This is a genomic window from Gluconobacter kondonii (genome assembly GCF_002723995.1).
Classification (GTDB): domain Bacteria; phylum Pseudomonadota; class Alphaproteobacteria; order Acetobacterales; family Acetobacteraceae; genus Gluconobacter; species Gluconobacter kondonii.
In genome coordinates this window covers 13,185-35,521 of record NZ_BEWP01000018.1, presented here as the reverse complement: position 1 = coordinate 35,521, position 22,337 = coordinate 13,185, and the positions used below count along the sequence as shown (strand labels likewise).

The window sequence follows — 22,337 nt, the reverse complement described above, 5'->3', positions numbered from 1 at the left end:
AGGATTAAAACGCCAGAACTGAGCCTCGTGGAGCTGTGAGCCCACCATACTTCGATACAGCTTCCTCTCGCCCCATTTCGGCACAGGTCGCCTCTAGAAATAATACGGTTAAAAAACAGACTTCATCCCGCAAAAATTCAAACATATTGACCCAGATCAATATTTAAACTTCCACGACCGCGTAAGTATCCTTTGCGGGTGTATCAGCCGATAACCCTTGCAAGAGGCGGGCGTTAGATATGCCTGCATTTGCGGAAAGGATAAAATGTGTCTCCTTTTGGTGGTGGCCTGAAGATCGCGGGGCAACATCTGCCCAGACGATGCAGACTGCTATTGAGTGCCGTCATTTTCATCACGGGCCCTACGACGGCATTTGCCCAAAGTTCTGACGACCAGGAACTGGCCGCCATCAAAGCCGAAATGCGTATGCTGGAAGGTCGGTTGCAGGCTATTGAGGAGCGTCGACACACCAAAACCTCTTCACAAACAACGCATCCTCGCGCCACGAAAGCAGCTTTCGCGCCCCGTAAAACAACAGCGGGATTCGAAACACCCCACATCGGGGAGGCTCTTTCACCTCACCCAACTGGAGTTATGCCAATCTCGACGGCTGGCCTCCCTCAAGCCAGCATACCGGCGACTTCCCCCCCGGCCCCCACCGCCACTCACCAAACACCGCCGCCGTTATTCCAGTGGTTGGGAACCCAGCATAACGAAGCCCATAGGACATCCATTGACCTGACTTCCTCAAGCCCTCTCGCGATTACGCAGACCGAAGTGGACCATCTTCCACCTGTTTTCCAGATCGGTAATCTGACCGTTCGCCTCGGTGGGTTCATTGATTTCTCCAACATCTGGCGGAGTTCAAACCTGACCAGCGGGCCTGCGACGGCATGGAACGGCTTTCCCTATGCCAACAGCCCCAATCACGGACTGAGCGAAGAACGTTTCTCGGCCCAGCTCACGCGATTCTCCACCCTTTTGGAAGCAAACCCAACCAAATCTGTGCGTCTTCAAGCGTATGTTGAAGCCGATTTTGGTGGCTCCGGTGGCACAACCAACAGCGTGCAGATCAATGGTTATACACCTCGTTTGCGTCAGGGGTACTTCACATTCACTGAGAAGGACTGGGGGCTGCATGTCCTTATGGGACAGGCATGGAGTCTGACGACCAACTATGCCAAGGGTGTCATTCCCCGTCAGGAACAGCTCCCTGCCGTGACGGATAACAACCAGATCCCCGGAATTACCTTCACACGCGTCCCACAGGTCCGGATCGCCAAAGACTGGGCTCAAAAATACTGGCTGGCATTGTCTGTCGAGGACCCTCAAGCAACGGTAGCTTTTTCAGACTCCCTTAGTTCAGGTGGCACGCTTCCCGCAAGCTATGGTCGTCTGGCCGGACCGCGTGTCTTTTACTCCAATGCAGGTGGCGTATTGCTGAATCCCAATACGCAGTACAGCTACAATCCAGCACCTGACATCGTTCTCAAAGCAGCTGTTGATACGTCTTTCGGACATTACGAAGTTTTTGGCTTAGGTCGATGGTTCCGAGGCCTGATCCAGCCCCCGGGCGAGAACCATACCCATAAAAGCACCCAGTTCGGCGGGGGTGTGGGAGCTGGCATGACTGTACCGCTCGGAACGGATAAACTACAACTGACTGGTAACGTCTTGGCCGGTCAGGGCGTGGGACGTTACGGACCAACCCTCCTCCCCGACACGACATTCGACAAAAACGGAAACCCCAGTCCTGTACCGGAAATCATGGGTTCTCTGGGCCTTGTAGGCCATCCGGCGCGTTCTGTTCTGCTCTACACCTATGGAGGCGTAGAGACTGCCGGACGCCGCACTTATCTGGGCGCGGACGGGCTTCAGCACGGCTATGGCGCAACAGATCTGAACCTGTCCGGGTGTGAATACGAATTCGGAACATGCTCCGCTCAGACAAAAACGCTTGCCGCTTTCACGACAGGCGGTTGGTGGCATTTTCTGGACGGCCATTATGGCAGCGTCATGGGAGGGCTCCAGTACACCTATATCCGGAAGTTCGCGTTCAAGGGCAATGATGGCGCAGGCCATGCTGTCGATCCCACGACCTATGGACATACAGTCTATGTGACGTTCCGGTATTACCCATTCCAGCAATAATATCTGGCGAATATTCCTATCACGCTCACGCTGTCCGGTCTGACTGACCATCCATGACATACTGGAGAATTTCATGTCTGGCACATCACCTCAGGCGGCCTCCCAGCCTCTGAACCCGTCACCGGCGCAACCACAGAAACTTCAGCCACTCTATGTGCTATCATGGTTTCTGTGCGCGCTGTTCTATTTCTATCAGTATGCCATTCGCTCCGCTCCCGGGATCATGCAGGATGAACTCACGCAGGCCTGGGGCAACAGCCATCTCGGCCTCATGATCGCGTCCTATTACATTGTCTACGCGCTGATGGCGTTGGCCGTTGGTGTGCTGCTGGACCGGTATGGCGCGCACGCAATCATGCCGATGTTCATTGCCGTAACCGGCGTCGGGTGCCTGATCTTCGGTCAGGGCAGTCTCGTCGCCGGGATTAGCGGTTACATCATTCAGGGTATTGGTGCGATCTGTGCTTTCGTGGGGGCTTCTTACGTTGCCGCGCGTTATCTTCCAGCCCGGACACTGGCGCTTTTCGTAGGTTTAACCCAGTGCATGGGCATGGCAGGAGCCGCATTTGGCTCCAAGCCGACCCGTATCCTGATTGATCCGCACGGCTCGTTCCATATTCCCTGGCAGTCCGTCTGGCTGGGCTTCGGCGCTATCGGCCTTCTGCTGGCTGTTGCCGTCTTTTTTGTCATGCCGCGCGATACGGGAGACAGCGATCACCATCATGGCGACATATCCGCTTCTAACCTGCTGCGTCCGTTCAAAATTATCTTCTCCAACCCGCAGAGCTGGATCGCAGGACTGGCTGGCGGTCTGCTGTTCGTACCAACAACGATCGGCGCACTGGGCTGGGGCGCTCTGATGCTCAGCAAGGGCGAGCATACGACGATGGGTTTCGCAGCCACGGACGTCTCGATGGTTCCCATTGGATGGGTCATCGGCTGCCCGCTTTTGGGCTGGATTTCGGACAAGATCGGTCGTCGCAAACCTGTTCTGATCGGCGGTGCGGTGGTTCTGCTGGCGGCGTCGCTCTGTGCGCTTTATGTCCCGGTCGGGGTTCTGCCGCACTATTCCGTGGCGCTGATCATGGGAATTGCATCGGGTGCCGCCATGATCCCGTTCTCTTCGATGAAGGAAGTCAATCCTCCAGAGGTCAAGGGAACGGCCGCTGGCGTCATGAACTTTCTTGTTTTCGGGACGACCGGGATCATGTCCCCGCTCGTCTCCGCCCTGATGGGCAAAACGGCGCCCGAGACGATGGAGCAGTTCCATACGGCTTTCCTGCCGCTGGTCATCGGGATCGGAATTGCAATTGTTCTGGGTTTCTGCCTCAAGGAAACTGGCTGGAAAGTTCGCAAGGCTTCCTGAGTGTTCCAGACAGACGAAAAAACGGCCCATGGAAATGGGCCGTTTTTCGTGTGTTACTTCGCAGCTGTCTTTTCAAACGCTCCGGCAATCGTCAAGGCCACATCATCGCCGACATAGGGGACATATTTCTTCACCCCAAAATCGCTCCTATGAATCGTTGCCTGAGCCTGAAAACCAACCGTGTAAGCTTTGTCCATCGGATTGACGCCTGCTCCTACGAAATGAACATGCAGAACTTCCGGATGCGTCACGCCATGCAGCGTCAGGTTGCCGGTGACCAGCGCTTCATCCGCAGCTGTCTGGCGAACCTGCGTCGAGACGAACGTTGCCTCCGGATATTTCGCAACATCGAACCACTCGCTGTTTTTGAGTTCGTCCGTCAGAACCGTGCTGGTGGTCGAGACGCTTGAAACCGGAATGGTCACGTTCAGATGTGAGGCATCGGGATGGGTCGCATCAAGTTGGAGCGTTCCCGTAACGCCGGAGAACTGGCCGGAATAATAGGTGAAACCAAAATGCAGGACGGAAAATCCGATCTGCGTATGGCTGGTCTCGACCGAATAGGCGCCCGACGGCACGCTTACTGGCGTGGCAGCGAAAGCGCTGGAAGACAGAAGTGCAGCGGCGAATACTGCGCCGACGCTCTTGAGAAAATATGTGTTCATGAGTTTGAGATCTTTCAGATGTGTGAAGGAAAAGGCGTCAGCCGAACCGGAAACCGGACAGGGCTTTTCCCATGATGACATCGCTATAATCACGATGCCCTGCATCAGTTCCCGCCGCACCCGCAGCAAACATCAACGGCAGGAGGTGCTCCGGCTGAGGATGGCAATCCCGTGCGAAGGGCGCACGCTCCCAGTCCATAAGACGACTTCTGCGAAGGTCTGAGGGCGCTTCCACCGCGCTCTGGAGCCAGTTATCAAACGCAACGGACCGGGCATCTGAAACGGCATCAGGCCGCATCAGATAGCGCATGTTGTGATACGTCATGCCAGTGCCCACCAGCAGGATATTTTCGCTCCGCAAAGGCTCCAGAACCTGCCCAAGCTGCAAGACATCCGCCGCGCCCATCGTTCTGGGAAGAGAAATTTCTACAACCGGGATACTGGCATCTGGAAAGGCCAGCATGAACGGAATGAACACTCCATGATCCAGCCCACGTCCGGGGTCTGTGGCGCACACAACACCCGCATCGCGCAGAAGACCAAGCGCCTTTGCTGCGACATCAGGCGCACCCGGCACGGGATATTCAAGCTGATAGGTGTGAGGAGGAAAACCGTAATAATCGTAGATGAGTGGCGGATGAGGTGCCGAGCCGACACGCATTTCATCCGTTTCCCAATGCCCGGACATGACAACAATGGCGTCCGGACGACGGGGAAGCGTTCCACTGACAGAGCGAAGATAGGCGGCCATGCGGTCCCATGTGTTTCCCCATTCCATAAAGAAACATGGACCACCGCCATGTGGCAGAAAGAGAACAGGCTGTCGGCTCTCCTGATTTTCCTGCGACATCTTCACGACCTCCCTCATCATTCGGCAAAACGGATGTTGCCACCCTCTCTGGGAAAGAATAATTCCCTGTTTTGGAAAATGATCTGACACCAGGAGTGTGAGATAAATGCTCGATCGTTTCACCAGCATGCAGGTGTTTGCAAAGGTTGTGGCTCAGGGAAGCTTTTCCGGAGCTGCCCGCGCGCTCGGCCTGTCGCAGACGATGGTCACGAAACACATCGCCGCTCTGGAAAGTCGGCTTGGCATCTCGCTGTTTCATCGCAGCACCCGCAGACTTTCCCTGACAGAACCGGGACGTCTGCTGCTGATCCGCGCGCAGAAGATCCTCACGGATCTTGAAGAGATGGAGCAGGAAGTCTCGGCCGAAAATCAGGAGCCGCGGGGCATTCTACGTCTGAATGCCCCGGTCTCGTTCGCGATCCGGCATGTCGGCTCGATCATGCCGCAATTCAGCCGGCGTCACCCCCTCGTCACGGTCGAACTTGGGCTTGATGACCGCAGGATTGATCCGATCACGGAAGGATGGGACCTGACCCTTCGTATCGGGCGAATGCCGCCAAGTGCATTACGCTCGCGTCCGCTGGCTCAGATAGATTTCGTGGTCTGTGCCTCCCCATCTTATCTCGAACGACATGGCACACCTCATACCGTCGCCGAACTTCAAAACCATCAGTGTCTGGGCTACACACTGGGCCAGGAGATTGGCGCAACCCGCTGGAGCTTCGGCCCCGTAGGCGAACGGACTGTCATAGTCAGCGGGCCGATGAGCGCCAATAATGGCGATATCCTGCGAGAAGCCGCCGTTGCGGGACAGGGGATCATCTATCAGCCGCTCTTTATCGTTTCGGAAGAACTGAAATCCGGCAGGCTGGTGCCCCTGTCACTGGACGTGCCCACGATGACAGGGCCGGAACTACACGCAGTGTATGCCCCCACCCCCCATGTCCCGCTCAAGATCCGGGCGATGATTGACTTTCTGGTGGAACAGTATGGGCCGGTCCCGCCCTGGACACTCTGACGGAACCGGCAAAGACGGGTTAGTGAACAGTCGAAGGCGCGGTTTTCTGACGGATCGCAGCGAATTCCGAACCGGCATTCCACTGCGGCCAGTCATGCGAAAACGCCACGTCATGTCCGACTTTCCAGACGGCCCAGACGTCCTGCGCAGCGCCCCTGACATCCCAGTCTGGGCTCCAGGCGTCGCAGGCCTGATGGTAGCAGGCCATGTAAGCCGTCAGCCATTTCCCGCCGGCCTCCGTCCCGCCTTTCAGCAGATCGAACTTCCCGGCCATGTCCATCACCGCAAGAACCGGTACACCCGCGCGCGCGAACGGCAGATGATCGGCACGATAGAACGCCCCACGCTCTGGCATCGCTTCCGGCTGTGTCTTGCGCCCCTGAAGAGTCGCAGCAGCAGCGAACTGATCCTGCAACGTGTTCTGCCCTGCCCCGATAATGAAGGCATTATGTGCAGGGCCGGCCATCTGAAGCACATCCATCGTCAGGTTGGCTGCCGTCTTGTCCAGAGGGGCCAGCGGATGCGCCACATACCAGCCTGATCCCAGAAGACCCCGCTCCTCGCCCGTCCAGGCTGCAAAACGGACCGTCCGATCGGGTTTCGGACCTGCCTTGAAGGCGCGGGCGATTTCAAACAGCGCCGCAATGCCGGAGCCATCGTCAATCGCACCACGCCGAATGACCGTGTTGCCTTGGGCATCCGTGCTCTTGCCGTAAGCATCCCAGTGCGCGCCGAACATGACCGTCTCATCCGGATATTTCGCACCCGTGATCTTCGCGAGTACGTTCTGACTCTTGAGGCGGTCAACCGTAACCGGAAGATCGGCCGAGAATGTCGTGTGCTTCAGAGTAACCGGTCGGAAATCCTCCGAACGTGCCCTGATGCGGAGCGCTGCAAGATCCAGCCCCGCCTGCTGGAAGAGTGCATCTGCGGCTTTCCCCTCAAGCCAGCCCTGAACGGGTACGGGACGGCTTTCGCTCGCCGAATGCTCCACGTCATAGGCTTCACCGCCCGGCGCGACCACGGTGCTCCACGGATAGGACGCGCCAGCCGTGTCATGAACGATCAGGGCCGCAACGGCACCACGACGGGCGGCTTCCTCGTATTTATAGGTCCAGCGCCCGTAATACGTCATGGTCTTTCCACCGAAACGTCCGGCAACGGGCTCTCCGGGAGCGGCATCGAAATCAGGGTCGTTTACGAGGAAAATCGCGACCTTGCCCTTGAGATCCACACCCTTGAAATCATCCCAGTGGCGTTCCGGCGCATGGACACCGTAACCGACAAAGACCATTGGAGCGTTTCTAACGGCAAGCCGCTCCTCGGGCAGCAGCGTTGAGAGATAGATATCCTTCAGCTGAACCAGCGGAAGCGTTTTGCCGCCAGTCCGGGCAAGAACAGATCCTGTCGCACCGGTTCTGGTCCGAAACATGGGAACATCCTGCGTCCATCCGCCGTTTTCTCCCGCAGGCTCAAGCCCCAGCGCCTTGTATTGTTCGATCAGCCAGGGAACCGTGACCTTCTCCCCTTCCGTTCCCGGAGCACGGCCTTCAAACCGGTCCGAAGACAGAACCTTCATTGCTTCTGACATCCGCGACGGACTGATATCTGCTGAAGGGTCCGCATATCCCGCAACGGGCTTCAGCAGACCGACCGTCAGCGCGGTGGCAAGAAAGAGAATGTGGCGGGAAGACGTTTTCTGCTTCATGACAGACGATACTTTCAATGGATATTTTGGAGTTTTAAGGCTGGGTTTAGGGCTTTGGCGGCGTCACGATCCAGTCGGTCGCGACGGACATAGACACTTTTTTCAACCGGATCGCGCTGATAGTCGCGTGCGAGAATTTTCAGAACGCAGGACATGTAATCCGCTGCGCTCCACCGTCCCCAGACGCGGTAATCGTCAAAATATATGACGGGAGGACGGTCATTTGGAAGATCGACACATAAATCGCGCTCATATCCAAACCAGGGATGGCGGGCATAGTCTGCTTCCCACGGAAGATATTCATGATACTTCTTCATGGAAAGACGACCAGCATAAATATAAACATCCGGATTATACGGAATAACCAGAATACGTTCCTGAGGTGTGGAGTATTTCTGAATGACTTTGACAAATCCGACATCCGTATTCTCACGAGTAGGATGAAACCCGACCTGTCGCTGTTGTTCACGGCTCATCTCGTAAGGCGAGGACGTTGCCTGCCGCAAGCCCAGAACAAACATGATGCAGAAGAGCCCTGCAACCAGAATCCCCACGATCTCGCGCGACTGCGTGACCCACACCAGCATCAGAACGCAAAGCGTCAGGGCTCCCATAACGAATGCCCCATCCTGAAAGCCGATCGCACCCCGGACCTGCGTCATGAGTATTGCACCCAAAAGCAACATGACAGCCAGACGGTGGCGAGATGCTGCAAACAGAAGGATACTGCCGCAATAAAAACAGATCGCCGCCAGCGATTGGACGAGAGCATCATGGTGAAGCGAGGGGATGAGACTTAATACTAACGGCTTCAGACCAACATCGATGTAGGGTGCATAATAGAACTGGTTTGCAACGAAATGATAGGCGATCATTCCTTCCAGATCGCCATAAAACACCATCCATATCAGACAGACTGCAAGCGCTCCTCCAGCCCCAGCCAGAAGGTTCGGAATGACACGTTCTGATCCGGAGCGACGGACGGCCAGAACAGACAGAGCCAGCAGAACAGCAGTCGGCGCAAAGGAATAGGCTGTTAGCGGCAAAAGGAAGAGACAGGCCCCTCCGCATCGCGCCTGCCACCGTCCGATATCTGCTCCCAGAAACAGAGGGAGGATCACAAGCGCTATCACGCCCCCAAGCAGATCTCCGCCAACAGTCCAGTAACTGTCCATGTTGAAGGCCTGGAGTGTCCATTGGGCCCCCATCGCAGTGAGCCACATACCAACCGCAAGATAGCGCGCAGAGTTTTTCTGAAGTATGGGAGAGCAGAATACTGCGACAGCGGTTCCTATCGTACAGACGATCGGAACAAGACGCATCAGATAGGCGTGGTGGAAGTCAGCAAACAAACCGACGCACCATGACAGAATAAAAATCAGGGGGCCGTGGGCGTCAATATAGTCCCGATACAGGACATCACCTTTTGCTATGGCCAGACCACCCAGGATATGTCCGGACTCATCTCCAAAAGGAGGCGTACCAAGACCATAGAAAGTTTTCAGGCTGAAATACAGAACAGCCAGCAGCGCGAGAAGCGGAGCGCAAGACGAAAGAGCGTTCATTCTGCGCATGTAAGATCGCTTATTCCTACGTTACGTATAAGAAATCGGGAAGAAAACCATGATTTTCTTCCCGACTGCGATTACTTGCCAGGTTCGGACACAAGACCGCGATGAACAAGCATTGGAGTGATGTCAGGGTCCTTGCCATAGAAGGCCTTGAACATCGGACCGTAATCCATCGTATGTCCCTTCGAAAGGATCATATCGCGGAAGCGCTGTCCGTTTTCGCGCGTCAGACCTCCATGATCCTGGAACCAGGCAAATGCGTCCTGATCCAGCATTTCCGTCCACAGATAGGCATAATATCCCGCAGAATAGCCATTCGACCAGATATGCAGAAAATCGCTGGAACGATAACGTGGCGGAACAACTGCAACATCCAGCCCCATACCATCCAGCGCCGCGCCTTCAAACTTGTCCACATCCTGACGCGGAGCTGAAGCAGGCAGGCTGTGCCACTTCATGTCCAGTTCGGCGGCAGCGACGATCTCACCCAGCGCATAGCCCTGATTGAAATGTGCGGCCTTACGGATTTTCTCAACCAATGCTGCTGGCATCGGAGCGCCAGTCTTGTAGTGACGCGCGTAGTGCGACAGGACTTTCGGGTCCAGGGCCCAGTTCTCGTTGAACTGAGATGGAAACTCCACGAAATCCCGTGCAACGTTGGTGCCTGAAAGGGACGGATAAGTCTGATCCGCAAACAGTCCATGCAGGGCGTGGCCGAATTCGTGGAACATGGTCGTCACATCATCGGATGTGATGAGTTGTGGCTGACCCGGAGCGGCCTTGGTGAAGTTGGCAACGTTATAAATGACCGGCTTCGTTCCCAGCAGCTTCGACTGCCCAACGAAGTTCGACATCCATGCACCACCAGACTTATTGTCGCGCTTGAAGTAGTCGAAATACATCAGACCCAGCGGTGATCCATCCTTGTCATGGACTTCAAACACCATGACATCCGGATGATAGACAGGAATGTCCGTCCGCTGCTTGAACGTAATGCCGTAGAGCTGATTGGCTGCGAAAAACACGCCATCCGTCAGCACCGTCTTGAGTTCGAAATACGGTTTGATTTCATCCTGATCGAGATTGTATTTCGCACGACGCACCTGACCGGAATAATATTCCCAGTCCCAGGGTTTCAGGTCGAACTTGCCACCGTCCTTACGAATGGTTTCCTGAAGGACTGCCGCTTCACGCTTCTGTTCCGCAGCCGTGGCCGGGACAAGCTGCTGCATGAAATTCTCAGCAGCTTCCGGCGTCTTGGCCATCTGGTCATACAGAGTATAGGCAGCGAAATTCGGATAACCGAAAAGCGCGGCTTTCTGCGCGCGCAGTTGTGCCAGTTCAGCAATCGTGGCGCGGGTGTCGTTCTCATCCCCCTTTTCCGCCCGCGTCCAACTCTGGTCGAACAGGGCCTTTCGGGTATCACGGTCAGTCAGAGATGAGAGATCAGGCTGCTGTGTCGTGTTCTGGAGCGGGATCACCCACTTATCGGTGAGTTTGCGCTCCTGCGCAGCCTTGGCAGCGGACGCGATCGCATTGGCATCCATACCCGCCAGCGCTTTCTCGTTATCCACGACCAGCGCACCGGCCTTGGCGCTCGCAATCAGCTTCTGCTCATACTGCGTTTCGAGATTGGACAGCCGCGTGTTGATTGCCCGCAGCTTCGTCTTGTCAGCCGCAGAAAGCTGCGCTCCAGCATGCACAAACTGCTGGTAATAGATATCGAGGAGCTGCGCCTGTTCGGGCGTCAGTGTCAGCTTTTCCCGACGATCATAAAGCGATTTCACACGCGCAAAGAGCTTGGCGTTGAGATAGACTTCATCTTCATGAGCCGTCAGACGCGGGGCTTCCACGCTCTGCACCTTGTCCAGCGCGTCGTTCGTATTGGCCTGATAGACGCCATAGAACGTCATCTGCACGCGGTTGAGCGTCTGCCCGGCCCTCTCCATCGCAACAATCGTGTTGTCGAAAGTCGGGGCTGCGCGATTATTGGCAATCGCATTGATCTCACGCAGATGCTCGGCCATGCCGCGTTCAAACGCCGGAGCGTAGTCACTGTCCTTGATCTGGTCGAAGCGGGGCGCCTGAAAAGGCAACGTACTTGCCGAGAAAAACGGGTTCGTCGCAGCCACATGGGCTTCAGCAGAAAGAGAGAAAGCCGAAACCGCAGCAACTGCGGCGAGCCTGAAATTGAAAGCCATGAAATCGCCTGTGACATTCGTGATGGTGTCGAACCGTATGGCGTTCACAGCAGCTCGTCAAACACGAGGGCTCTCCGTTGGAAAAGACGCAAAACCAGTCACTTGGCACTTGACGCCATTTTCTCCTTGGTGCGCGCAAACACCCCTCCCTAGACCGGGAGGGTGTGTTGGCACAGCCGCCTTCGGGGCGGTATTTTTATAGCCGGAGACAACAATGGACTGGACATCACTGTTCCAGACAATCCTGCCCTATCTGCCCGCTAAATATGCGGGCGATATCGTTTCAATCATAACCTTCCTGATCGCTGCAGCCGCATTGGCTGTCCGCTTCTGGAAACCGCCCTCCAGCACCTCGAAACTTCTACCTTTTTTCCGTCTTGTGAGTGCCTTGGCACAGGCCAAGGGATGGAATACCAGCGCATATCAGCCGGGCGCAAAGGCCATCATGGTGCCGGTCGGATCATCACGTGCGGATGAGGCTGCAAAGCTCGGACTGGATATGGCCTCGACACATCCAAAAACTGGCGGAACTCCTAAACCTGCTGAATAATTTTTCGAAGTTTTTCATTGATTGTAGCCGCCTTTTAGGCGGCTTTTTTTATATGTGGAGAATTTAATGATGCGTAGCCGCCTGATTGCCCTGAGCCTTGGCACTGTTCTTCTCGTTTCCATGAGCGCCTGCACCACAACCGCAAACACGGCCTCGTTCAACACTGCGGCCCTGAGCAGCGATGCAGCAGCAATTGCTTATGCGGTTCAGGCAATCGAAAGCATTCCAGAACTGGAGAGCCATCTGTCCGAGAAAGACAAGGCACAGTTCGACAACCTGATCGCCCAGATCAAGAGCGTCTCGGCACAGGTCGCGGCCAATTCAAACGGTACGATTACAGTCGCGACCGGAAAAGACTGGGCCAAAAGCCTCGGAACGGATTTGCAGACATTGCTGGCCATCGCCACGCCGATCGTGAAGGTCTACTCCCCGTCAACAGCCGGTTACATGTCCACAGTGGCTGCAATGATCCCGTTGATCGAAGCCCTTGCAGGCGTGACAGCGGCTCCCTTCGCCGCGCAGACGGAAACGCCGGAACTGATCCGCGCCCGGATCTATCAGGGCGTCTGAGCCTCAATCCATCGACATCAATATGGGAGCGGTTCGCCTGAACCGCTCCTTCCCCATGGTCCCGTTCCCTGCCGGAGTTTCTTTATGTCCCGATGCCTTGGCAAACGCACTCCCAGACATGATCCACGCACCTATCGTCTGGCCCCCATGCTGGCCTCACGTCTCCCGGGCGTTCCCACGCAGAAGGACTGGTCTGCCGGGGTTCCCTACCAGATGTGGGGCAATGACAGGTATGGCTGCTGCGCCTTCGCAGCACAGGCGGCCCTGACAGCAACATGGACCAACGCCGCGCAGGCGCTCGTTGTGATGCCCACAAGCATGGTGCTGAACAACTACGCAGCCGTCACCGGTTTCGATCCACAGACAGGCGCGCGAGACAACGGAACGGTGCTGCTGGACGAACTGAATTTCTGGCTGCGCGAGGGGCTTCATCGTCCGGGCCAGACACTGGACTACCTGACAGCCTATGGCACGATCGACCCACAGGATTGCGACAGCATCCGGCGCGGCATCTGCTATCTGGGTGGCGTGCTCGCAGGCGTTCAGGTTCCGCAGGGCTTCATGGATCTCCCCTTGGGAACAACATGGGACTGGAACGCCATTTCCAACAAAACCCCTGTGGGTGGGCATGCCATTGCGCTTGTCGGCTATGATCCTAAAGGGCTTTTCTTCAATACATGGGGGACCCGGACCTTCATGCCATGGGACACATTCACGAAAATCGCTGACGAAGCCTATGGCCTGCTGTCGCGCCAGAACTGGGTCAGCATTCCCGGCACATCCCCAAATGGAGAGACGTTCGATACCCTTCTTGCGGAAGTGAGAGGGCTATGAAGAGCACCATACGCATAGCGTATTTCGGCCTTTCCATGATGACGACGGCGCTGCTGAGCGGCTGCGCGGCAGGATCGCTCTCTCCCGTAACGATCAGTGAGGCCCTCTCCGGTATCCAAGTGGATCTGACGAAAACAGGCGTCGTCAGCACATCGAATGTTCAGGACTGGACGACAGGACAGGAAGCCGCTTTCGACAGAAATGTTCAAACACTGCAATGCAACCAGCATGGCCCAGACCCGGTTGTGGCCATGATTTCCGGTCCGGTAGTGCTGTCGCTGTCTGGAAGTTTCACGTCCTCGGGCAGCTTCTCGGTTGGATACTCCAGCACGATGCCAGTTTTCGCCCTTCAGGCGGATGCAAGCCATACAAAAGCTCAGACATTGACTTTGCCCGTCCAGTTCGTCCCGCTTTCAGCGCTGCCAGATGCAGAGATGGCACGGGAAGTAGATTACGCTGGTGCTCTTCTCGCTCAGAGCGATGGTCTCCGCGAGACTGAAGGACAACGGATCACAAACAACCGGGACGCACTGGCCAGGCATGTGCAAAAGCTGATTGAGCAGTTTTCTGGCACATGCCCTGAAGGCCCGACCCATCCTTTTGTGGGAACCTTTAAACAGGAGCAGTAAGGCCAAGGGCTCTTCCCGCCTCCGTAGCAACATCATGGCGCAGTTTTACGACGCTGTGACCTCCTGAAGGATGAACCCTGTTTGTCAGGATCAGGACATAGCTGTCACTGTCCGGATCGATCCATAATGATGTGCCGGTAAAACCGGTATGACCAAAAGAATGCCGGGAAAACACGTCGCCACGCGGGGAAGAATAATGGGTGTTGATATCCCAACCCAGCCCCCTCAGATCCGTTTTCCCGGGAGGCTGCTGCGGCGTGGTCATGAGTAAGAGCGTTTCCTGCCGCAGCGGAAAACAACTGGGACGTCCTTTCAGCCGGTCCAGAAGCGCCTGTGCGTAAATTGACATATCCTGCGGGTCCGAAAATAGTCCGGCATGCCCGGCCACTCCTCCCATCCTGCGAGCTGTCGGATCATGCACCACGCCACGCAGCATGACACCCTGTTCGTCATACTGCGTAGGAGCAATGAGAGGTCTTAGGCTGGAGGGCGGAAGGTAGCCGGACTCCGTCATCCCCAGAGGTTCAAGGATATTGAGGCGCACATACTGGTCGAGAGGCAATCCACTCAGCTTTTCAACCAGAAGTCCGAGCATGACATAGTTGATGTCACTATAAACAAATTTCTCGCCGGGCGGGTTGACCAGCGGAGACATCATGGCACGCCTGACGCCCTCCACCTTGCCTGTCCATGGATCATTCAGGGGCACATCGGGCGGCAGACCGGAATAATGAGTCAGCAGCAGACGGATGGTGATGTCACCTTTACCGTTACACGCAAATTCCGGAAAATACTGGCTGATCCGGTCATCAAGAGCCACCCTGCCCTGCTCGACAAACTGCATCACCGAGAGTGCCGTCATGGTGGGTTTGGTCAGAGACGCCATATCGAAATGCGTGTTCCAGCTCAGAGGTTCTGAAACAGGGACAATGGCGCGTTTCCCATACACGAGCCGATGCACGATCTTTCCATCATGTCCGATGACGACAACCGCGCCCGGCGCTTCTCCTTTTCCGACGGCATCACGCACCAGATCGTCTACCGCATCGAAAGACCGTACCGGCCGCGCACAGGCCACGATCTGACTAAAACAGATCATTGCACCGCCCAGAAGAACATGCCGGCGCTTCAAAGGAACGCAATCGTTTTTGACGCGCCTGTCTGACATATCCCTGCTTTTCCCTTCTCTGATCCTGCGTTTGAAGAGTAGCCGGTTTTTTCGGACACGCAACAGAATGGCCAGCAAAACACCATCAGTCATGGTTTTGAAAAAACTTCTCCTGTATGACGCCACTCGGTCCTGGAATAACCCTTCAACGCGAGTATCGTCATTTGTCTGAAAAGCGCCTGACCCTGAAGCCATCCACAAACAGGTTCATAGTTTACACGCTGTCATTAGTGTTTGGCCTTTTTCAGGCGTTGCAATGCTTCCCATTTGCGTTGATCGGCGGAAAACTTCCCAGCAATGTTCAAACCGGGCGGGAAGATTTTATTCAGCATATTATTGGGCAGATCTATTTCTTACGACAAGGATGGCACTGGCCGCTTCTTCTGGACCAGAAGCTGGATGTTCCTTCCGGCACCAATATTGCTCTCACGGACAGTATTCCTCTGGAAGCGCTCCTTCTGAAAATCGCTCATCCAGTCTTTCCGAATATGCTTCAGGGAATTGTTCTCTATCTTGCCCTATGCTGGACACTCCAACCAGTCTGCGCGGTGTTTGCGCTACGATCTTTGGGCGAAAAACGTCTCCTCCCTGCGCTTGCGGCCGCAGTTTTCGCCGCCTTTTTTCCAGCTTTTATTTTCAGAATTGGCCACGCTGCCCTGTGCGGACAGTGGATTTTACTTCTGGCGATCGGCCTCTATTTCAGAGCTACACGACCAGGTGCAGGTTCTGGGCCAGTCTGGCTTTTGGCGCTCCTGAACTCTTTGACGCTTCTGGTTCATCCTTATCTGATGGTCATGACCGGTGCCATTCTCGGCGCCGCCCCGCTGACACTCGTGCTGCGGGACAGAAACTGGAAAATCTGCGCACCGGCCATAATCGCCACAGCCACATCTGGAGTGAGCATCGTCGTTCTGGGATCAGTCTTGGGATACTGGGGTGGCGCAAGCGGCGGCGGCTACGGGTTCTACTCCATGAACCTCGCCTCTCCGTTCTGGCCAGTCCACTCCACTCTTTTTCCTTCCGTTTCCCCCAGTCTCGTAGAAGCGACGGGCGGTCAGTATGAGGGATATCAATATCTTGGCGCTGGCGTATTGCTGGTCCTTGGAATGCTCCTGCTGAGCCGTCCGGGTATTAGACTTCTCAAACAACTTCCGAAACAGCATGCTGGCCTGCTTCTGGCCTGTCTGGCGTTGACGCTCATCGCGGCGTCAAACCGCATCTATTTTTTGCATGTTCCGGTTTTATTAACGCATTTCAGAGTGCCAGGCGCAGAACAGATGCGGTCTTCAGGACGAATGTTCTGGCCAGTTGCCTATCTGATGATGCTCGGCGGCATTTACGGTCTTTGCCGGGCATGGCCCCGGGTCTGGCCCCTCGTTCTGCTGGCAGGGATAGCACTTCAATGGCAGGACACTCGCGATATCCGCTCCAGCGACCATCAAACTGAACTCGACCTCCTTGCGCCACCGTCTATCGAGAGCAAACAGCTTTTTTCGCTGATGCAGCCTTTTGACAAGATCGAGATCCACCCCCGCCTGGAATGCGATGGCGTTGATTCACCCTATATCATGCGGTTTCTGTATATTGCCGCGCTCAAGAATGCGTCAGTTAATACGATGTATACAGCCAGGAAAACGTCAGCATCTGCCTGCCAGCCTTCAGCAGAACAGCCTCACCCGTTGGATCAGCAGACCCTTGTGATCCTGACCGGCACATCGCAGCGCCTCCACGCGCTGCGCTGGAACAGCATGCAGCATGCACAATGCGGGGTCAGGGACAAAGCCACCTTCTGCGTCGCAGCGGATGTGCCTCTTCCGGCAGGGCTCGCCTCCCCGCCTCCCCCACCCGTCCTGCCGATCGATCAGGAGATCGTCACAGCTGGCCGACAATTCAAACATGACGAAATTCTCGAAAGTGGATGGTCTAATCCTGAAGACTGGGGTGTATGGAGCGAGGCGCCTGAAGCCAGCCTTTATTTCAATCTACCCGTCGGCATTCACAAAGCAGGTCTCGTACTACGAATGCACTCCACGCCCAGTACGCCCCAGCACGTCCGGGTTCTCCTGAACGGCACGCAGATTACCGAATGGGACGTAAAACCCGAGGATGCCGATTATCAGGCCACATTCTCCCTCCCTCCAGACATGCAGGCTGCAAGCCTGAAATTACAGATTAGCAACCCGGTTCGGATCGGACAGGACCCACGCCTTCTCGGGCTTGCACTCCTCAGTCTCAAGATCACCAAAATGGATTAAAAACCTGGGAGCACCGGGCATGGTCATGCCCGGTACGTCTGCTTAATATTTCCGGCGGAGAACATAGATCGGCCGCTGCTTCGTCTCCATGTATATGCGGCCGATATACTCCCCTAGCATCCCGATACTAATGATCTGAACACTGCTGAAAAAGATGATCGCCACGAACAGCGACGCATATCCTGGCACGGAATTACCCCAGAATAGCGTACGGAACACGATGAAAATTGCGTAAAGAATAGCGAGAAATGCACCAATTGTTCCCAGATAAGTCCACAAGCGAATAGGAACCGAAGAAAAGCTGGTGAAACCCTCAAGAGCAAAATTCCATAACGAATAACCCGAGAATTTCGTTATTCCCGCAGCTCTGGGTGCGCGGACGTAGTCGATAGTGACCGTCCGAAAACCGACCCAAGCAAACAGACCCTTCATAAACCGTTGCCGTTCAGGAAGCCTGCCCAAAGCTTCGACCACACACCGATCCATCAGACGGAAATCCCCCACATTTTCTGGAATCCGGATATGGGCGAGTCGGTTATGCAAACTGTAGAACCACGATGCCGTCTTGCGCTTCAGGACACTATCGCTGGAACGATCAATCCGCTTACCCAAAACGACTTCAGCCCCCTCACGCCAGGCCTGCACCATTTGGGGGATAACTTCAGGCGGGTCCTGAAGATCAGCGTCAATGATGATAACGGCATCTCCCGTCGCTGCATCAAGCCCGGCTGTCAGCGCCGCTTCTTTCCCAAAATTTCGTGATAATTCAAAAACTCGGAAGCGCCGGTCAGATTCCGCCAATCTGACCAGTTCCAGCAATGTGCCGTCACTGCTGCCATCATCTACACAGACAATCTCCCAATCCGTCTCAGGAATACCGTCGATAACAGGCAGAATATTCTTCACAAAGTGACCGATAGCGGCCTCTTCATTATAAAAAGGAACAATCAGGGAAAGCTTGCTGGCCATAACAGGTCTTAGGGTTCCAAATCGTGAATATCTGATTCTATCAGAAACATCCTGACAACATGCAGGTTTCACTTCCCTCAAAACATAGAAATAACCAAAAAAATACACTTAATGGTTGTGGCTTAACAGGAGTATTGATCTTTCTCCTGCAATCGATAAGGTACTATTCCAAGGTGGCCCGATGCCTTACCTTGCCGTTGTAGCCCGTCATCAAGCGCCGTTTTTTTCAAATGTTACCTCCAGCCAGCCTTTCCATTCTTTTATAGAATCAGGAAATGTTAGGACCGGAAATGCAGAGTCCATGACAGACAAGACCAATACAGGACCGAGTTCCAACGCATCTGATAGCACCCCACAATGGCGTCTTGAAGATGAACAGAACGCCACTTTGATGGTTCTGAGCGGAATATGGCAGGCCAAGACCGGCGCAATTCCGGTCTTTCCAAAAGACGGACTGCCAAAAACTCCGGGAGGACATCTGTCTTTCCAGACCTCCGGCGTTCAGGCGTGGGACACAGGGCTGATCGCTTTCCTGTGGGATCTCAAACGCGTCGCTCACGACGCGGGCATCAGTCTCGACATGCAGACACTGCCCGGCCCGATGCGTCAGCTTCTGGAACTGCTGCCTGAAGCCCCTGACGACCCTGTTCATCACAAAGCTCCCCGTACTCCTTTTCTCGAAGCCGTTGGCCGCCATTCGATTGCTTCAATGACGGAAGTGGGCGTTGTCTCCGAACTCGCGGCACTGACAGCCAAAGGGGCCGTTCAGACCATCTTGAGGCGCAGTCGGATGCGTCTCAGCGATCTTCTGGCCAACACCTGCGATGCAGGCCCCAATGCCCTGCTGATCGTGGGAATCGTCAATTTCCTGATTGGTGCAATTCTGGCATTTGTCGGAGCCGTTGAACTCCAGAAATTCGCGGCAGGAGTTTACGTTGCCAGTCTGGTCGGAATTGCGATGGTGCGTGAAATGGCCGCCGTCATGACCGCCATCATCATGGCCGGGCGCACGGGCGGTGCCTATGCCGCGCGCATTTCCACCATGCAGGGTAACGAAGAAATCGATGCACTGAATGTTTTTGGCATTCAACCCTCGACCTATCTGATCCTGCCCGCTGTCCTGTCCCTCATCATCACGATGCCGTTCCTCTACCTGTACGGATGTCTTATCGGGATGCTGGGCGGCTTCGTCGTCTCCATTTCGATGCTCGACATCACGGCAGCAGGCTACTTCCATCAGACGGTCACATCTTTCGGAATCGGCCAGTTCATCTTCGGTTTCGTCAAAAGTATCGTTTTCGGTGCCTTCATCGGCCTGACAAGCTGCCGCATTGGCCTCAAAGCCGGGCGTTCGGCTGCGGATGTCGGTATTGCTGCTACCCGCGCCGTCGTCGTTGGCATTGTCGGTGTCATCGCCATTGATGCAATCTTCGCCGTCATTGCAGATGTTCTGGGGATCTGACCGACATGCCTGACCAGACCGTCCTGTCCCTGCGCGACGTCACACTCTCCTTCGGTCCGAAGATCATCCAGAAGAACATCTCGCTTGATGTGCGCAAAGGTAGCATCTTTGCCGTCATGGGCGGTTCAGGTTGCGGCAAAAGCACGCTGCTCAAAAGCATGATCGGCCTCCTGCGCCCTTCTGTCGGCGAATACCATGTCGGCAACGAGAACTATTGGGCTGGCACCGACGCCCATCGCACCGATCTGAACCACCGCTTCGGCGTTCTGTTCCAAAGCGGCGCCTTATGGAGTTCCATGACCATCGGCGAGAACATCGCGCTGCCTTTACAGATGTTCACGGATCTCAAACCGCCCGTCATCCGTCGCCTCGTGGAACTCAAGCTGGGTTTTGTCGGCATGTTACAGGCGATTGATCTTTATCCTTCGGAAATCAGCGGCGGTATGCGCAAGCGCGCCGGTCTGGCCCGTGCCCTCGCCCTCGATCCGGACATCCTGTTTTTCGATGAACCCTCCGCCGGTCTCGATCCGATCACATCCGCTCGCCTCGACGACCTGATCCTGAACCTGCGGGACGGTCTTGGTGCCACGATCGTCATCGTTAGCCATGAGTTGTCGAGCCTGTTCCATATCGCCGATGACGGCATCTTTCTCGATGCCAAAACCAAAATTCCCATCGCACACGGCTCCCCCAGAGATCTGCGCGACACCTGTACGGACCCACAGGTGCATGCCTTCATGCACCGCGAACGCGACGACGAAGAAGGAAATACGTGATGAACAGGCAGGCTCTTGTCGGTGCTTTCGTCCTTGGGGGGACAGGTCTGCTCGTTGCAGCGTTCGTCCTGTTCGGCAATTTCCACCCTTTCGCCCGGACGACGAAAGCCGTTCTGGTGTTTCATGGCGCTTCGTCGGGTCTGGCCGTGGGCTCTCCCGTCACATTCCGTGGCGTTCAGGTCGGTGCGGTGGACCGCGTCGTCATTGAATACAACCCCGCCACGAAAGACGCCTACATCCCGGTCTATGTCACGATGCGACCAGACGACATCATCCTGACCAACAGCACCCGCCGCCTTCCCAACCTGCAAGAGCTTATCAAGCAGGGGCTGCGCGGCGAGATGAATCTCAAGAGCTTCGTGACGGGCACATCCGAAATCGATCTGGATTTCTCTCCGTCAACGCCTGCGGTTTTTCATCCCGACATCGCCCGCATCACGGAAATTCCGACCAAACAGTCCACCATAGCCGCCATGACACAGAGCCTTCAGGACCTGCCCCTGAAACAGATCGGCGAGAATGCCGACGCCACTCTGGCCTCGGTTCGTCAGCTTTCGGATAAGCTCGACAAAGATCTGCCTGCCCTAATCCAAAGCATCCACGAAACCTCGGACCACAGCCGCGACATGGTTGATGCGACCCGCAAGGCCATCACAGAGTTCGAGCCTGCCATAACGCGCACGCTTCTGAGCGTGGACCGTCTGGCCAATGAGGGAACGACGCAGCTTGATGCGCGCGGGCGTGAACTGCGCGCGGTCCTCCAGAGCAGCAATGAAGCAGTGCAGCAGGCCACAAAAAGTCTCGCCAATCTGGAAAATATGACCTCCCCGCGCTCCGCAGACCGGACCAATCTCGAAGCCAGTCTGCGCGATATCGCAGCGGCTGCCTCGGCCCTGCGCGGGTTCGCCACAGATGTCGAACATAACCCACAACTCCTGCTCACGGGACGCCGGCAGTGAACCGCACCAACCGTCTTCCCACGATTTCTCTGGAGACCATTCCCGTGACACGGCTCATGACACGATCTGCGGCACCGTTCGCCCTTCTGACCGTCGCCCTATTGTCGGGCTGTGCCGCTCCGCCGGTGCAGTTCTATACACTTGGCGCACCGGCCATTGCCCAGACCAGCAACACGACCCTTCCTGCTACAGCCCCGGTCCTGAACGTCGCACGCGTCGCACTACCGGATTATCTGGACAATCAGGACATCATGACCCGCCATGGGGATCAGCTTGATCGCAGCCCTAACGGACGCTGGGGAAGCCGCCTGTCGCAAGGCGTGACAGACCTTCTGGCGGCCCGCTTGGGACAGGACTGGCCCCATTATATCGTGACCACACAACCACTGGCCGAAACCCCGGCACTCCGGCTTGCCGTCAACATCAACCGGCTGGATCTCGACAGTAGCGGCCAAGGGGCCCTGCAGGCCGATTGGGCGCTGGTCCCCTCGGACACACATCGTGCCATCATGCGCAGCCGAGGCTCTTTCACGGCACAAGGCTCCGTGACGACGGATGCCGGCAAAGTCGCCCTGACGCGTGACCTCGTGGAACAGCTTGCCTCCCGGATCGACAGCACAATTCCTCATCCCTGA

Annotated in this window: 19 protein-coding genes; 12 read left to right on the top strand and 7 right to left on the bottom strand. The window is 55.9% G+C overall.

Annotated features, from left to right (window positions below):
• Positions 1-327: 327 nt before the first annotated feature.
• The gene (locus GKO01_RS13510) at positions 328-2,151 is read left to right on the top strand and encodes a hypothetical protein (RefSeq protein WP_244901474.1); all 1,824 of its coding nucleotides are present in this window, start codon (positions 328-330) and stop codon (positions 2,149-2,151) included.
• Positions 2,152-2,224: 73 nt separating this feature from the next.
• Entirely contained in the window at positions 2,225-3,517 is a 1,293-nt protein-coding gene (locus tag GKO01_RS13505) for an MFS transporter (protein ID WP_099287479.1), read from the top strand.
• A gap of 53 nt (positions 3,518-3,570) precedes the next feature.
• Here the strand turns inward: GKO01_RS13505 and GKO01_RS13500 are convergent, their stop codons facing one another.
• Both GKO01_RS13500 and GKO01_RS13495 read right to left on the bottom strand, forming a co-directional pair.
• The gene (locus tag GKO01_RS13500) at positions 3,571-4,182 is read right to left on the bottom strand and encodes a YceI family protein (protein ID WP_099287493.1); all 612 of its coding nucleotides are present in this window, start codon (positions 4,180-4,182) and stop codon (positions 3,571-3,573) included.
• A gap of 37 nt (positions 4,183-4,219) precedes the next feature.
• Positions 4,220-5,032: a DODA-type extradiol aromatic ring-opening family dioxygenase gene (locus tag GKO01_RS13495; protein ID WP_244901473.1), complete on the bottom strand. Its 813-nt coding sequence runs from the start codon at positions 5,030-5,032 to the stop codon at positions 4,220-4,222.
• Positions 5,033-5,138: 106 nt separating this feature from the next.
• On the opposite strand from GKO01_RS13495, the gene GKO01_RS13490 reads away from it, so the two are divergent.
• Positions 5,139-6,050 carry a LysR family transcriptional regulator gene (locus GKO01_RS13490; RefSeq protein ID WP_099287478.1) on the top strand — a complete coding sequence of 304 codons (912 nt, stop codon included), beginning with the start codon at positions 5,139-5,141 and terminating at the stop codon, positions 6,048-6,050.
• A gap of 19 nt (positions 6,051-6,069) precedes the next feature.
• On the opposite strand, the gene GKO01_RS13485 is transcribed toward GKO01_RS13490, so the two are convergent.
• The 3 genes from GKO01_RS13485 to GKO01_RS13475 form a co-directional block, all read right to left on the bottom strand.
• On the bottom strand, positions 6,070-7,758 hold the full coding sequence (locus GKO01_RS13485; protein WP_099287477.1) for a M28 family metallopeptidase: 1,689 nt from the start codon (positions 7,756-7,758) through the stop codon (positions 6,070-6,072).
• A 14-nt stretch (positions 7,759-7,772) separates the two neighbouring features.
• On the bottom strand, positions 7,773-9,332 hold the full coding sequence (locus tag GKO01_RS16350; RefSeq protein ID WP_244901472.1) for a hypothetical protein: 1,560 nt from the start codon (positions 9,330-9,332) through the stop codon (positions 7,773-7,775).
• A 71-nt stretch (positions 9,333-9,403) separates the two neighbouring features.
• On the bottom strand, positions 9,404-11,530 hold the full coding sequence (locus GKO01_RS13475) for a M3 family metallopeptidase (protein WP_099287490.1): 2,127 nt from the start codon (positions 11,528-11,530) through the stop codon (positions 9,404-9,406).
• Positions 11,531-11,744: 214 nt separating this feature from the next.
• Between GKO01_RS13475 and GKO01_RS13470 the strand changes: the two genes are divergently transcribed.
• The 4 genes from GKO01_RS13470 (at position 11,745) to GKO01_RS13455 (ending at position 14,113) form a co-directional block, all read left to right on the top strand.
• Positions 11,745-12,080 (top strand): hypothetical protein, encoded by a 336-nt coding sequence (locus GKO01_RS13470; RefSeq protein WP_099287476.1) that lies wholly within the window; start codon positions 11,745-11,747, stop codon positions 12,078-12,080.
• A 66-nt stretch (positions 12,081-12,146) separates the two neighbouring features.
• Positions 12,147-12,650 (top strand): hypothetical protein, encoded by a 504-nt coding sequence (locus GKO01_RS13465; RefSeq protein ID WP_099287475.1) that lies wholly within the window; start codon positions 12,147-12,149, stop codon positions 12,648-12,650.
• Between the two features lie 84 nt (positions 12,651-12,734).
• Entirely contained in the window at positions 12,735-13,484 is a 750-nt protein-coding gene (locus GKO01_RS13460) for a C1 family peptidase (protein ID WP_099287474.1), read from the top strand.
• The gene (locus GKO01_RS13455) at positions 13,481-14,113 is read left to right on the top strand and encodes a hypothetical protein (RefSeq protein WP_099287473.1); all 633 of its coding nucleotides are present in this window, start codon (positions 13,481-13,483) and stop codon (positions 14,111-14,113) included. Before GKO01_RS13460 ends, GKO01_RS13455 begins: the two co-directional genes overlap by 4 nt.
• Here the strand turns inward: GKO01_RS13455 and GKO01_RS13450 are convergent.
• Positions 14,097-15,281: a serine hydrolase domain-containing protein gene (locus GKO01_RS13450; RefSeq protein ID WP_174694300.1), complete on the bottom strand. Its 1,185-nt coding sequence runs from the start codon at positions 15,279-15,281 to the stop codon at positions 14,097-14,099. The two genes, GKO01_RS13455 and GKO01_RS13450, sit on opposite strands and share 17 nt — an antisense overlap.
• A gap of 116 nt (positions 15,282-15,397) precedes the next feature.
• Between GKO01_RS13450 and GKO01_RS13445 the strand changes: the two genes are divergently transcribed.
• Positions 15,398-17,536 (top strand): DUF6311 domain-containing protein, encoded by a 2,139-nt coding sequence (locus GKO01_RS13445; RefSeq protein WP_167383493.1) that lies wholly within the window; start codon positions 15,398-15,400, stop codon positions 17,534-17,536.
• 42 nt (positions 17,537-17,578) lie between these two features.
• Here the strand turns inward: GKO01_RS13445 and GKO01_RS13440 are convergent, their stop codons facing one another.
• A complete protein-coding gene (locus GKO01_RS13440) occupies positions 17,579-18,505 on the bottom strand; it encodes a glycosyltransferase family 2 protein (RefSeq protein WP_099287471.1) in 927 nt (308 codons plus the stop codon).
• A 301-nt stretch (positions 18,506-18,806) separates the two neighbouring features.
• On the opposite strand from GKO01_RS13440, the gene GKO01_RS13435 reads away from it, so the two are divergent.
• Genes GKO01_RS13435 through GKO01_RS13420 form a run of 4 tightly spaced genes read left to right on the top strand, consistent with a single transcriptional unit; the run spans position 18,807 to position 22,337 of the window.
• Positions 18,807-19,967 carry an MlaE family ABC transporter permease gene (locus GKO01_RS13435; RefSeq protein WP_099287470.1) on the top strand — a complete coding sequence of 387 codons (1,161 nt, stop codon included), beginning with the start codon at positions 18,807-18,809 and terminating at the stop codon, positions 19,965-19,967.
• 5 nt (positions 19,968-19,972) lie between these two features.
• Complete coding sequence (locus GKO01_RS13430) at positions 19,973-20,743, top strand: ABC transporter ATP-binding protein (protein WP_099287469.1); 771 nt, start codon at positions 19,973-19,975, stop codon at positions 20,741-20,743.
• A complete protein-coding gene (locus GKO01_RS13425) occupies positions 20,743-21,702 on the top strand; it encodes an MlaD family protein (protein ID WP_099287468.1) in 960 nt (319 codons plus the stop codon). Before GKO01_RS13430 ends, GKO01_RS13425 begins: the two co-directional genes overlap by 1 nt.
• Positions 21,699-22,337 carry a PqiC family protein gene (locus GKO01_RS13420; protein ID WP_306417133.1) on the top strand — a complete coding sequence of 213 codons (639 nt, stop codon included), beginning with the start codon at positions 21,699-21,701 and terminating at the stop codon, positions 22,335-22,337. The genes GKO01_RS13425 and GKO01_RS13420 overlap by 4 nt, the downstream gene beginning before the upstream one ends.